This window comes from Sphingomonas lacusdianchii, assembly GCF_022664395.1.
Taxonomy (GTDB): Bacteria; Pseudomonadota; Alphaproteobacteria; order Sphingomonadales; family Sphingomonadaceae; genus Sphingomonas; species Sphingomonas lacusdianchii.
The window spans coordinates 372,899-385,923 of sequence record NZ_JAKRET010000003.1 but is presented as its reverse complement, the minus strand read 5'-3'; the positions used below and the strand labels follow the sequence as shown (position 1 = coordinate 385,923).

Sequence of the window (13,025 nt, the reverse complement as noted above, 5' to 3'; positions counted from 1 at the left end):
GCATGATCTCCACCTCACGCAGCTTGCCGATGATCTCCTCCGGCTTGTGCTTCTTCGCTGGCATTCGTCGTCCCTTCCTTGATCCAGACTGTCATAGTCGATGGACCACTCAGAAGGGGGCAGCTCAGGCGCGGGGCGTGGGTTTCTGGAGGCAGCGATGGAAATAACGGATTAACCGGGCGGCAATACAAGTTCCCCATTACTTGGCGCGACTGGCGTCAAAGTCGCGTAAACAATCCTAGCAATGGCCGTGATTTACACGCCGACATACAAATCCAGCGCCTACGTGCGGGTGTACCTAACAATCGATAAGGCGAATACGCCGCATCGTGCATGATTGTTTTAAATTTAAATAAACGTTCAATTAAATAAACTTTGAGAGTTGGTGTATATCATAAAGTATATGTCGACTGAACAAATAACAAGCATAACTTTTATCGTAATAAACTTTCTGAATGACTGACTATTGTCATTCGCAGACCATGTTAAATGGTTGGCTATGCTATGTATAATTACCAGAACGCAGGTTCAGTTAAACTGCTTGGAAGCGGATATGAAGCGAAAGGACGAGCTCAACTTTTAAACCAACTCCTTCAATCGATACAGCGCCTCCATCGCCTCCCGCGGTGACATCGCGTCGACATCCATCTCCCCCAGCGCCTCGCGCAGCGTATCGACCGGCGCCGCTTCCACCGCTGCGACGGCGGCGAACAGCGGCAGGTCGTCCAGGCCTGCCGCAATCCCGCCGGTCTTGGCCTTGCCGGCCTCAAGCTTCGCCAGCACCGCCTTGGCGCGCTGCAGCGTCGCCGGGGGGAGGCCGGCGAGGCGCGCGACGGCGATGCCGTAGCTGCGATCCGTCGGCCCCTCGGCCAGTTCGTGGAGCAGGACCAGATCGCCCTTCCATTCGCGCGCGCGGACATGGTGGAGCGATAGCGCGTCGCAGCGTTCGGCCAGCCGGGTAAGCTCGTGATAATGCGTCGCGAACAGGCAGCGGCAGCGATTATCCTCATGGATCGCCTCGACCACCGCCCATGCGATCGCGAGGCCGTCATAGGTCGAGGTGCCGCGCCCGACCTCGTCGAGGATCACGAACGACCGCGGCGTCGCCTGCGCGAGGATCGCGGCGGTCTCGACCATCTCGACCATGAAGGTCGACCGGCCCCGCGCGAGATTGTCCGACGCGCCGACCCGGCTGAACAACCGGTCGACCAGCCCCAGCGTCGCCGAGGTCGCCGGCACGAAACTGCCCGCCTGCGCCAGCACGACGATCAGCGCGTTCTGCCGCAGAAAGGTCGACTTGCCGCCCATGTTCGGCCCGGTGACCAGCCAGAGCCGCGACGTTTCCGACAGGCGGCAGTCGTTGGCGACGAACCGCCCGCCGCTCTTCGCCACCGCGCTCTCGACCACCGGATGCCGCCCGCCGACGATCTCCAGACAGGCATGATCGACCAGGGTCGGCCGTGCCCAGCCGCCCTCCGCCGCGCGTTCGGCGAGCGCCGCCGTCACGTCGATCCGGGCGAGCGCGTCGGCGGTGGCGGCGATGCTCTCGCGGTCGGCCAGCGCGGCTTCGGTGAACGCCTCGAGATGCGCGGCCTCGGCGGCCAGCGCGTGCGCGCCGGCCTGCGTCACCTTCAATGCCGCTTCGTGCAGGTCGGGGGCGTTGAAGCGCACCACGCCCGCCAGCGTCTGGCGATGGGTGAAGCCGCTGTCGGCCGCCATCAGCTTGTCGGCGGCGCGCGCCGGCACCTCGACATGATAGCCGAGCACGCCGTTATGCCGGATCTTCAGCGCGGCGATGCCGGTGCGTTCGCGATATTGCGCCTCCAGCGCGGCGATCGCCCGCCGCCCGCCCGCGCCGGTATCGCGCAATGCATCGAGCGCCGCGTCGAAACCGCTGGCGACATAGCCGCCCGCACTCGCATCGATCGGCGGCATCGGCACGAGACCGCGCGTCAGCAGGTCGATCAGTTCGCCATGCCCGCGCAGGCGCGGCGCGAGGTCGGCGATCAGCGGCGGCACCGTCGCCAGCCTGTCGAGCCGCTGCCCCAACGCCCATGCGGCGCTCAGTCCGTCGCGCAACTGGCCGAGATCGCGCGGGGATCCACGCCCCGCCGCGATCCGCCCCAGCGCCCGGCCGATATCGGGCAACGCCCGCAGCGTGGTACGCAGTTCGTCGCGCAGGCCTGGATCGTCATGCGCCCAGCCGACCGCCGCCAGCCGGCCCTCTATCGCGGCACGGTCCATCAACGGCGCGGCGATGTCGCCCGCCAGCAGCCGCGCGCCTGCGCCGGTCACCGTCCGGTCGACCTCCGCCAGCAAACTGCCCGCGCGCGCGCCGGCGGCGGTACGCGTCAATTCGAGGCTCTCGCGCGTCGCGGCATCGATGGCCATGCACTGGCCATCGGCGGCGCAGACCGGCGGGCGCAGGAACGGTAACTGTCCCCGTGCGGTATGGTCGAGATAGGCGATCAGCCCGCCCGCCGCCGCCAGCGCCGCACGCGAAAACTGCCCGAACCCGTCGAGCGTCGCGACCCCGTGCAGCGTCTTCAGCCGCGCCTCGCCCGCCGCACTGTCGAAATCGGCGCGCCCGCGCAGGCAGGTCGCGGTCTCCGCGAACGCCGACGTCTCGGCCGCGACCACCTCGACCGGTTGCAACCGGGCGAGCGCGGCGCTGAGCCCTGCGGCATCGGTCTCGATCACCTCGAACCGGCCGGTCGACACATCGGCGGCGGCGATCGCCACGCCCCCGGCCGCCTCGCCGATGGCGACGCACCAGTTGGCCGCGCGCGCGTCGAGCAGCGCTTCCTCGGTCAGCGTCCCCGCCGTCACTACCCGAACGATCGCGCGCGCCACCAACGCCTTGGATCCGCGCGCACGCTTCGCTTCCTCGGGGCTTTCGACCTGTTCGGCGATGGCGACGCGGTGCCCGGCCTTGATCAGCCGCGCCAGATACCCCTCCGCCGCATGAACCGGCACGCCGCACATCGGGATCTTCGCACCCTCATGCTCGCCCCGCGCGGTCAGCGCGATATCGAGGCAGGCGGCGGCGATCTTCGCATCGTCATGAAACAGCTCGAAGAAATCGCCCATCCGGTAGAAGAGCAGGCAATCGTCGGCCTCCGCCTTCAACGCCAGATATTGCTGCATCATCGGGGTGGGGGCGGGGGAATCCTCCGCCCGAGCCTTGGTCGCCATGGGCCGTGCGATACCGGCATGGGCGGGGGAGGGCAACGCCATGCTGCTTCCCAACTTCCGGGATAACACCCTTGCCCGATCCGCCTTCGCCTGCGTAAAGCCGCTGACAAACGGGAGAAGCGCCAGTGTCCGAAGCCACCGACCAGTTTTCCGAGCGCGAGGCGCTGCTGTTCCATTCGGAAGGGCGCCCGGGCAAGATCGAAATCATCGCATCCAAGCCGATGGCGACGCAGCGCGACCTCGCGCTCGCCTATTCGCCCGGGGTCGCGGTGCCGGTCCGCGCCATCCACGAGGATCCCGCCACCGCATATGACTATACTGCCAAGGGCAATCTGGTCGCGGTCATTTCGAACGGCACCGCCATTCTCGGCCTCGGCAATCTCGGCGCGCTGGCGTCCAAGCCGGTGATGGAGGGCAAGGCGGTCCTGTTCAAACGCTTCGCCGACGTCGATTCGATCGATATCGAGCTGAAGACCGAGGATGTCGACCGCTTCATCGACGCGGTCGAGCTGATGGAGCCGAGCTTCGGCGGCATCAACCTCGAAGATATCAAGTCGCCCGAATGCTTCATCATCGAGCAGACGCTGCGCGAGCGCATGAACATTCCGGTGTTCCATGACGATCAGCACGGCACCGCGATCATCTGCGCCGCCGGCCTGATCAACGCCTGCCTGCTGACCAAGCGCAAGCTGTCCGAGGTCAAGGTCGTGGTCAACGGCGCGGGCGCCGCCGCCATCGCCTGCACCGAACTGATGAAGGCGATGGGCGTCGCCCACGACAATGTCATCATGTGCGACCGTACGGGCGTCATCTATCAGGGGCGCGACGATGTGAACCAGTGGCAGTCGGCGCACGCCGCCGCCACCGATCGCCGGACGCTCACCGAAGCGCTGCACGGCGCCGACGTGTTCCTCGGGCTGTCCGCCGCCGGTGCGCTGAAGCCCGAAATGGTCAAGGACATGGCCCCGTCGCCGATCATCTTCGCGATGGCCAATCCCGAACCCGAAATCCGCCCCGAACTGGCCAAGGCGGCGCGCCCCGACGCGATCGTTGCGACCGGGCGTTCGGACTATCCGAACCAGGTCAACAACGTCATCGGCTTCCCCTTCATCTTCCGCGGCGCGCTCGACGTGCGCGCGACCGGCATCAACGACGAGATGAAGATCGCCGCCGCCACCGCCATCGCTGAACTGGCGCGGCAGCGCGTGCCCGAGGAAGTGGCGCTGGCCTATGGCACGCAGCACAGCTTCGGCCCCGAATACATCATCCCCGCGCCGTTCGACCCGCGCCTGATGGAACTGGTCCCCTCGGCGGTGGCGAAGGCGGCGATGGATTCGGGCGTCGCGACGCGCCCGATCCTCGACATGGACGCCTATCGCCAGCAGCTGCGCGCGCGTCTGAACCCGACCACCTCGGTCCTGACCATGGCCTATGAGGGCGCCCGTGCGCATCCCAAGCGCGTGCTGTTCGCCGAAGGCGAAGAGGAAGTCGTGCTGCGCGCCGCGATCGCGTTCAAGGAAGGCGGCTATGGCATCCCCGTGCTGGTCGGCCGCGACGACGTCTATGACCGTCTGCGCGCAATGGGTGTCGCGAACCCCGAGGAATATGAAGTCCATAACAGCCGCACCAGCGAGATGGTGCCGCAGATGGTCGACTTCCTGTACCAGCGCCTGCAGCGTCGCGGCTTTCTGAAGCGCGACTGCGAACGGATGATCAATCAGGATCGCAACACCTTCGGCGCGGTGCTGCTGCAGCTCGGCGTCGCCGATGCGATGATTACCGGCATCACCCGCACCTATGCACAGGCCTATCGCGGCGTGCGGCGGGTGATCGATCCGGTCGGTGGCAAGGTGCCGTTCGGCATCCACCTGCTGGTCGGGCAGAGCCATACCGTGTTCATGGCCGACACCACGATCAACGAACGGCCGAGCGCCGAGGAACTGGCCGACATCGCCGAACGCACCGCCGCCGTCGCCCGCCGCATGGGCCACGAACCGCGCGTCGCCTTCCTGAGCTACTCGACCTTCGGCAATCCCGAGGGCCAGTGGATCGACAATGTCCGCGACGGCGTGGCCGCGCTCGACAAGCGGCAGGTCGGCTTCGAGTATGAGGGCGAAATGGCCCCCGACGTCGCGCTCAACCCGCGTCAGATGGCGAATTTCCCCTTCGCCCGCCTGTCGGGCCCGGCCAATGTGCTGGTGATGCCGGGGCTGCAATCGGCCAATATCTCGGCCAAGCTGCTCCGCGAACTTGGCGGCGACGACGTGATCGGCCCGATGCTGATCGGCATGGAAAAGCCGGTGCAGATCGCGCCGATGACCAGCACCGCCAACGAACTGGTGACGCTGGCGGTGCTGGCGGCCGGTGGCATGGTGGGGTGACGAGAGGGGGCGTTCTTTGAGCGCCCCCCCGCCAACTGCCTATCTAGTTACATTTGCCAGTTGGGCTCCGATCGAAAACGGGCGCTGTCGATAAACCTGCTTCCAGTCGGGCACGGTTTGATCAAGCATCTCTGCCTCGACCGCGCCGAAAACGTAGAGCGCGTTGCGCTTCCAGATGCTCAGTCCCTGCGCTTCGGTAGCGCGCAGGCTGGTGACAAGACCGTCCCATTTGTCGGTCGCGACCGCCGCGATCGGCCGGTCCCGGCGACCTGCGCTCCGAGCGAGCCGTAATTCATACCAGCGCGCTACACCTTCCTGCCCGACCTGAAACTCATAATAACGCCAGTCCCTTGGGCTGACGACCGCTTCCGCTTCCCGGCGGGCCGTCACATAATCGCTGACCAGTTGGCGGACCTTTTTGGGCGATTGGTTGGCGAGAAACGCCTGGGCGCACCGGTTCATCCTCGCAAACGCGGCGACCACGTCTTGGCGAGCATAGGGGAAAGGGTAGGACAGGAACCAGCCGCCCCCTGGCCTATTCAAATCGACCCCGATAGCATCGACGGCGGCCTGATATCCCGGCAACGACGCCTGATATTGATGAAAACTTTCGTGCAGCAGCGTGACGATCCACTGCGCACGCGACAGTTCGAGGGTGCCGGGCAGGCCCATTTGTATTAGCGGCTGGTCACCCATTGTCGACGCCGCGGCAAGATCGACGGGCAGTCCCCGCTTGCGCCACTGCATTCCGCACCCGGTGACCCGATCGATCGCAGCGGGTGTGAAACCCAGGGCGTGCCGGCCGCAGAACAGTATCTCGCGGTCGTTCTCGATCAGGTCGATCGGCAACGTGACTGTGCCGATACCGGGCCATACTATATCGCCTGATTCCGCTACGATGCGGCGACCATCCCGGATCATCATACGCAACTCGACGGAAGGCGCGGGGGTGGCAGACGAAGCTGCCAGAGCGGCGAGAAGCGCGAGCATCGTAAAAGTAGACAAGCGCAGCCGGTGCCGCGCAATCATGTTTAGGAATGACGCCGCGCCGCGCGTCGAATGATCCGCCGACGTACCGGCGGGATATCGAGTGAGGACCTGGTCGTTCTTTTCAGGACATCGGGAGCGCATATGAAGACAGCCCTAATTATCGGCGCAAATGGCGGCATTGGCGCGGCGTTGGTCGCCGAACTCGCTGCCTCCGATAGCTATGATCGCATCATTGCCGCCGCCCGTAGCAAGCCGGATCCACTCCAAAGCAATGTCGAATATCACCCGATCGACATCGCCGATCCGGCGTCGATCGAAGCAGCCGCCACGGCCATCGAAGCGCCGCTGATCCGCGTCATCGTCGCCACCGGGATCCTGCACGACGAAGGCGGCGGGCCGGAGCGGTCGTTGCGGGATCTCGACGCCGAACGTCTGGCGCATCTGTTCGCCGTCAACACCATCGGTCCGGCGCTGGTCCTCAAGCATTTCGCACCACTGTTGGCCCGCGACGCGCCGGCCGCCATCGCCTGCATCTCCGCGCGCGTCGGCAGCATCTCCGACAATCGTCTCGGCGGCTGGTACGGCTATCGCGCGTCGAAGGCGGCGCTGAACCAGATGGTCCGCACCGCCGCGATCGAACTCGCGCGCACCCGGCCGCAGGCGGTGTGCGTCGCGCTACACCCCGGCACCGTCGACACGGGCCTGAGCAAACCGTTCCAGCGCGGCGTGCCGGCGGAAAAGCTGTTCACCCCCAAGCATAGCGCGGAGCGGCTGCTCGCTGTCCTCGACGCCCTCGCCCCCGCGCAGAGTGGCCGCATCTTCGCATGGGACGGGGCAGAGATCGCGCCGTGACGTAATCGGGCCGCCGTGAAGATCGTTGACCCGCGCGCGACCCGGGGGCTGCTTCGTCCTTGGCGTGCTGGAAAAGCGGTACCCCGGATCAAGTCGGGGACAATTGTCCGTACCGCCGTCCTCCGAATGCGCCGGGGTACGAGGCGGTACTTTTGCAGAAGTCTCGCCGGCGCGAGGGCATGCTCAAGCGCGAACCTTCCACACGGCCATCGTCTGCCGGAAAGGAAGTGGTCGGCCGAGAGGACGGCTCGATATCGACCGCCCCGGATTCGCCGCATGATCGGCAGCCGTTTCGCCGCCTGCCGCGTTCGGTCGGGTATGGTCGATCCGTTGCGTCCCGAACTCCGCCCGTCGCGCCGCATGCCATGGAGCATCGTCGGCATCGCGACCGCCGGGGGCGTGCTGTTGCTATTGTTCTTCCTCGGCACGCGGGTGATGCAGGGCGACGTTTTCGCGCTCGACCGGCGGCTGTTGCTGGCGTTGCGCGGCAGTGACGGGGTGCCGATCGGCTCGGTGCGCTTCGCGTCGATGGTGCGCGACGTGACCGCGCTGGGCAGTACGACGGTGCTGACGATCGTCGTCGCGTTCGTCGCGCTGTTGCTAGGCAGCATGGGGCGATGGCGGACCGGGGCGCTGGTCGCGGTCGCCTGTGCGAGCGGGAGTTGGGCGAATGTGCTGGTCAAGCATATGGTGGCGCGGGCGCGGCCCGATCTGGTCCCGCATCTGATGGCGGAGACGTCGAACAGCTTTCCGAGTGGGCATGCCGCCAATTCTGCGATCGTGTATCTGACGCTGGCGACGCTGGCATGGCCGCTGTTGCGGCGTCCGGCGGCGCGGATCTGTGCGATGACGGCGGCGGTGCTGCTGGTGATCGCCATCGGGGCGAGCCGGGTCTATCTGGGGGTGCATTGGCCGAGCGACGTGCTGGCGGGGTGGCTGTTCGGCGCGCTGTGGGCGATCGGGTGGTGGCGGATCGAATTGCGGCTGCTCGGCGGGCGGTAACGACGGAAACCTTTGCCAGCCGCTCCGCGCAGGCGTAGCGTTAACGCAAACAATGCCGCGGAATGCGGGAGTTACAGGAGGTAGGGATGAAGGTGAGGTTCGCTTTGGTGGCCGCGATGCTGGCATGCGGCGCAGGATCGGCACAGGCGCAGGTGCCGAGCGGGGGTGCGCCGTCGACCGATGCCCGACTGGGCAACGACACGTCGCGCAGCGCCGGCAGCGAGCGCGACCAACAATTCGCGCTCGACAATCTGCGCGACGAGGCGGGGACGACGACCAACGCCCGGCCGACGCGACGCAATACCAACCGCATCGTGCCGGCGGTCGCCGCCGACCTGCTGGTCGGGGCGAACGTCTACGACTCGACCGGTGCGGCACTTGGCACGATCGAGGCGGTGAAGCCAGATGGCGTGCAACTGCTGTCGGGCAGTTCGCGGGCGATGATCCCGTCGGAGGTGTTCGCGGTGAAGGGCAACCGGCTGATGCTGAACGTGACCAAGGCCGATTTCGACAAGCAGACCGGCGCGGCCAAGTAAGGCCACGCCCCGCCGGACGGGCAACGGCCATCGCAGCGGCGCCGCACCGGGGGCATTCCCCCCCCCCCCCGGTGCGGACGTTCGTCCTATAGCGCGATGACTTCGGTCGCGGACACCTTGGCGAAGAAGTCGGTGCCCGTTGTCGAATTGACCCGGCTGTAGACATAATAGGTCACGCCGCCGTCGACGAAGCTGCCGTCGAATTCGAGGGCGCGGACCGCCTTCCCGGCGCTGTCGCTGATCGTCACCTGACCGCCGCCGACCAGGTCCAGCACCCGGTTGCGGCCGAAGTCGATGACGCCGTCCTCGTTGCTGTCGAAGATGCGGGCCGTGGTGACCAGCACGTCGTCCGCGCCGAAGTCGGTGATGCGGTCGCGGCCGGTCGCTTCGGTGGCGTTGTGGAACACGAAGACGTCGGCACCCTCACCGCCGGTCAGCACGTCGTTGCCGGTGCCCCCGTCGAGCCAGTCGTCGCCTGAACCACCCAGCAACTGGTCGTTGCCTGCCCCGCCCGACAGTGCATCGGCACCGCCCAGCCCGCCAAGTACGTCATTGCCCCCTTGTCCCGACAGGAAATCGAGCCCGTCAGTGCCGTCGATGCTGTCAGCGCCGTCCGTCGTAGCGGCGAGCAGGGCGAGGGTCACGGACGTGCCCTCGCCGCCGGATGCGATCACGACGGTCGCGTTCGGTACCGGATCCTCGAGCTTGATGGTCGTGTCGACCAGGCCGTCACCATCGGTATCGAACCGCAGGTCGAGCGATCCGACGGTCAGTTTTGCGCCGCTCGATTCGAAGAAGCTGCCGGTAATCAGCAACTGGTCATTCTCGTCAAAACCATTGAAGCTGGTCTGGTCGAAGTCCGACGCGGTTCCGGTGAAGATCGTGTTGTTCTCGCTGGCATCGTACTGCTTGCCGTTTTCGACCGCGATCTGCTGGAAAGTGCCGCCGGTATCGGACCCCGAACCGGTGATGTCGAAGATGAACAGTCCGGAATCGAGGATCGTATCGCCGGTATCTGCAACGCCGATGTAGATGGTGTTGACGCCCATCGTTACCGGCACGAGGATCGTCTGCGCATTGACCAGTCCGTCATACTGGATGGACAATTGGCCGTTCTGGTTGTTGATGAAGTTTCCGAGGTTGATATTCTCGTTGATGACGGCGAGCGGGGTGGCGACGTTGCCGTCGATCAATGCATAGTTTTTGGCCTCTGCCCCGGTTCCCGTCCAGATCGCGCCGATATCGACAAAGCTGCTGCTCGAATACTCCGGATATTCTTCCGATCCGAACGCGACCTTGAACGACAGCGAGTTGATCGACGGGTCGGTCACCGTGAAGGTCAGGGTCAGGACGGTAGCGTCCCGCGTTATGCCCGACCCCGAAAAGGCGGCCGACGCGAAGGCGCTCAGATCGGCATTTCCCGGCAGCCCGTTGGATTGCGAGAAGCCGGTGGCGGTGTTGCTCCGGGCCGGCGTACCCAACCCCGACGTGATCAGTACGCCGCGCGAGAAGTTGATTCCGTCGGAAAGCGTAAGCGAGTCGAACACGCCGACGGCGTTCAACGTGCCGGTCAGCGCAATGTCCGACAGCGTGAAGCCGTCCGTCATACCCGGTTTGAGGTAATTCTCAATTTCGGAAACACTGCTCGGCGTCGTAATGACATTATCGACCATGATTATTTACCCCGACAAAGCATTGGCGTGCAAGTCGCAAATAACAAGGTTGATTTTAAGTGTAAATAGAGGACGCGTATATCTTTTTTTACTATTTACTGCGTTTGAGGTATGGAAACTTCCTATTATTTTCGAGCGGTGTTGAGTGGGAAGTGCTTCGTCTACTGTCATTTAGCTGAATTACTGGAGTAGTCAGGTAATGGCGGTGAGGGTCGCAAGTGACGACACGCACGAAACGAAGCCGATGGCAATCGTCGCGACCTTCGCTTTGGACCGGCAAAGCGGAATCGATTAGTCGAGCGACGCGCTTCGTCTCCGCAACCGGCCCGCAGCATGTGATCGCCGAGGGGTGCGGATAAGCCCGCTCTATCCGCCCAGTTGCGCGAGCATCGCCTTGGCGGCTGCCGTCTCGGCCTCTTGCTTCGACGTGCCGGTCGCCTCGATCGCGGCGAGCTTGCCGATGGTCACGCGGACGGTGAAGCGCGGGGCGTGGCCGGGGCCGCTCTTGTCGACGATCGCATATTCGGGCGGGCGGCGGTTATGCGCGGCGGCCCATTCCTGCAGCGCTGATTTGGGGTGGCGGGGAACACGCAGTTGCGCGTCGATCCGGGAAGCCCAGAGGCGGCGGACCAGCGCGCGGGCAGGCTCATGGCCATGGTCGAGATAGAAGGCGCCGATTAGCGCCTCCATCACATCGCCGAGCACATTGTCGCTGTCGCCGGCACCATCGTCGCGCGCCTGCTTGCCGAGCTTCAGATGCGGGACGACGCCGATCGACCGCGCGATTTCGGCACAGACCGCCCCGGTGACCAGTGCGTTGAACCGTTTCGACAGCGCGCCCTCGCTCTCCGCGGGGAAGCGTTCGTAGAGCCATTCGGCCACCGCGAGGCCGAGCACCCGGTCGCCGAGAAACTCCAGCCGTTCATAGGTCGCCTTCGCGGTGCTGCCATGGGTCAGCGCGCGTGCGTAATCGTCGATGCGGGTCGGGGCGCGGCCCAGCGCCTGTTCGACCCAGCCGGGCAGCGCGTCGCTCAGAAGCCTTCCCCGATGCGGTTCCACCGCGCCGCCGATACCCACGTCCAAGGCAGCAGCCATTGTGCCGATCCGTCGGTCGAGAAGAAGTTCACGACCGCCTTGCCCTCGATATTCTGCAGCGGGACGATGCCGATCCCGCCGCCTTCGCGCGCCGGGAAGCGGCTGTCGGCGCTGTCGTCGCGGTTGTCGCCCATCAGGAACGCGTGGCCGGTGGGCACGGTGAACACGCCGGTATCGTCGGCCTCGGTCGTGCCGAGGTCGAGGACGTTGTAGCTCTTTCCGCCGGGCAGCGTCTCGCGATATTGCGGATAGGCGCAGACCTGCTTTTCGGCGACGACCCGCTGGAATTCATAGGCGCAGTCGGTGTTGGGCGACACCGGCACCACGAAATCGGGCATGCGCTGCTTCGGGATCGCCTTTCCGTTCAGGAACAGCTGGCCGCCGCGCATCTGCACCGTGTCGCCCGGAATGCCGATCACGCGCTTGATATAGTCCTGCTTGGCGGTCGGCGGTGCCTTGAACACCACCACGTCGCCGCGTGCCGGGGTGCGCGGCAGGATGCGACCGGGGATCAGCGGCAGGTTCCACGGCAGCGAGTAGCGCGAATAGCCGTAGTTCCATTTGGTGATGAACAGATAGTCGCCGATCAGCAGCCGCGGCTGCATCGACCCCGACGGGATCGAGAAGGGCGAGAACAGGAACGAGCGGATGATGAACACCACGATCGCCAGCTTCAACAGGAAGACCATCAGGTCCGCCCCTTCCGAACGCTTCGGCTTGGGGGTGGCGGGAGTCGTGGGGGCGGGGTCGAGAGCCATGGTTCCGCCATGCGTGGGGCGAGGCGGGGCGTCAAGCGGCTTGGGGGGCGAGGGGCCGAGCTAGAGTCGCGGGAGACCCCAGCTGCGCTGGGGCGACGTAGGTTGGGAGGACGCATAGCCCCGTAGGTCACCCCAGCGCAGGCTGGGGTCTCTCTCGACTCAAACGATGTCGTCGAACAAATCCCGCCATTCCGGATTGGACTCCGCGATCAACCGATGCTTCCATTCCGACCGCCAGGCCTTCATCGCCTTTTCCCGCCGAATCGCGGTTTCAATGTCGTCGTGACGTTCCGCAAGGACCAACGTCTTGATCCCGTACTTCCGGCAATAGGCTGAGCCTTCGTCCCGCCGGTGCTGCCAAACGCGGGCGGCAAGGTTGGACGTTACGCCGACATAGGTCATGCCGAACGGGCGGTTCGCCATGATGTAAGTTCAGCCGCCGCGCATCGGTAGGGCGTATCGTGATGCGGAGGGAGATGCCAGCCTGCGCTGGCATGACGTTTGGGGCGAAGGCGTTCTGATCGTGCTGGACCTCCCCCCGTC

10 protein-coding genes are annotated in these 13,025 nt (G+C 65.3%); 4 read left to right on the top strand and 6 right to left on the bottom strand.

Annotation, left to right across the window (positions count from 1 at the left end):
• Positions 1-579 precede the first annotated feature (579 nt).
• Positions 580-3,150, bottom strand: a complete 2,571-nt coding sequence (mutS, locus tag MF607_RS06745) for a DNA mismatch repair protein MutS (RefSeq protein ID WP_242116813.1) — start codon at positions 3,148-3,150, stop codon at positions 580-582.
• Between the two features lie 170 nt (positions 3,151-3,320).
• Between mutS and MF607_RS06740 the strand changes: the two genes are divergently transcribed.
• On the top strand, positions 3,321-5,576 hold the full coding sequence (locus MF607_RS06740; protein WP_242116796.1) for an NADP-dependent malic enzyme: 2,256 nt from the start codon (positions 3,321-3,323) through the stop codon (positions 5,574-5,576).
• 39 nt (positions 5,577-5,615) lie between these two features.
• Here the strand turns inward: MF607_RS06740 and MF607_RS06735 are convergent, their stop codons facing one another.
• Positions 5,616-6,566, bottom strand: a complete 951-nt coding sequence (locus MF607_RS06735) for a hypothetical protein (RefSeq protein WP_242116795.1) — start codon at positions 6,564-6,566, stop codon at positions 5,616-5,618.
• 141 nt (positions 6,567-6,707) lie between these two features.
• Between MF607_RS06735 and MF607_RS06730 the strand changes: the two genes are divergently transcribed.
• From MF607_RS06730 to MF607_RS06720, 3 genes are all read left to right on the top strand, one after another.
• Positions 6,708-7,418 carry an SDR family NAD(P)-dependent oxidoreductase gene (locus MF607_RS06730; RefSeq protein ID WP_242116794.1) on the top strand — a complete coding sequence of 237 codons (711 nt, stop codon included), beginning with the start codon at positions 6,708-6,710 and terminating at the stop codon, positions 7,416-7,418.
• Between the two features lie 276 nt (positions 7,419-7,694).
• The gene (locus MF607_RS06725) at positions 7,695-8,420 is read left to right on the top strand and encodes a phosphatase PAP2 family protein (RefSeq protein ID WP_242116793.1); all 726 of its coding nucleotides are present in this window, start codon (positions 7,695-7,697) and stop codon (positions 8,418-8,420) included.
• 86 nt (positions 8,421-8,506) lie between these two features.
• The gene (locus MF607_RS06720) at positions 8,507-8,956 is read left to right on the top strand and encodes a hypothetical protein (RefSeq protein WP_242116792.1); all 450 of its coding nucleotides are present in this window, start codon (positions 8,507-8,509) and stop codon (positions 8,954-8,956) included.
• 86 nt (positions 8,957-9,042) lie between these two features.
• On the opposite strand, the gene MF607_RS06715 is transcribed toward MF607_RS06720, so the two are convergent.
• From MF607_RS06715 to MF607_RS06700, 4 genes are all read right to left on the bottom strand, one after another.
• Positions 9,043-10,629 (bottom strand): choice-of-anchor L domain-containing protein, encoded by a 1,587-nt coding sequence (locus MF607_RS06715; RefSeq protein WP_242116791.1) that lies wholly within the window; start codon positions 10,627-10,629, stop codon positions 9,043-9,045.
• Between the two features lie 366 nt (positions 10,630-10,995).
• Positions 10,996-11,724 (bottom strand): ribonuclease III, encoded by a 729-nt coding sequence (rnc, locus tag MF607_RS06710; RefSeq protein WP_242116790.1) that lies wholly within the window; start codon positions 11,722-11,724, stop codon positions 10,996-10,998.
• Positions 11,661-12,482 (bottom strand): signal peptidase I, encoded by an 822-nt coding sequence (gene lepB, locus MF607_RS06705; protein ID WP_242116789.1) that lies wholly within the window; start codon positions 12,480-12,482, stop codon positions 11,661-11,663. The genes rnc and lepB overlap by 64 nt, the downstream gene beginning before the upstream one ends.
• Before the next feature lie 159 nt (positions 12,483-12,641).
• Positions 12,642-12,905, bottom strand: coding sequence for a GIY-YIG nuclease family protein (locus MF607_RS06700; protein WP_242116788.1), 264 nt, complete (start codon positions 12,903-12,905; stop codon positions 12,642-12,644).
• Between the last annotated feature and the right edge of the window lie 120 nt (positions 12,906-13,025).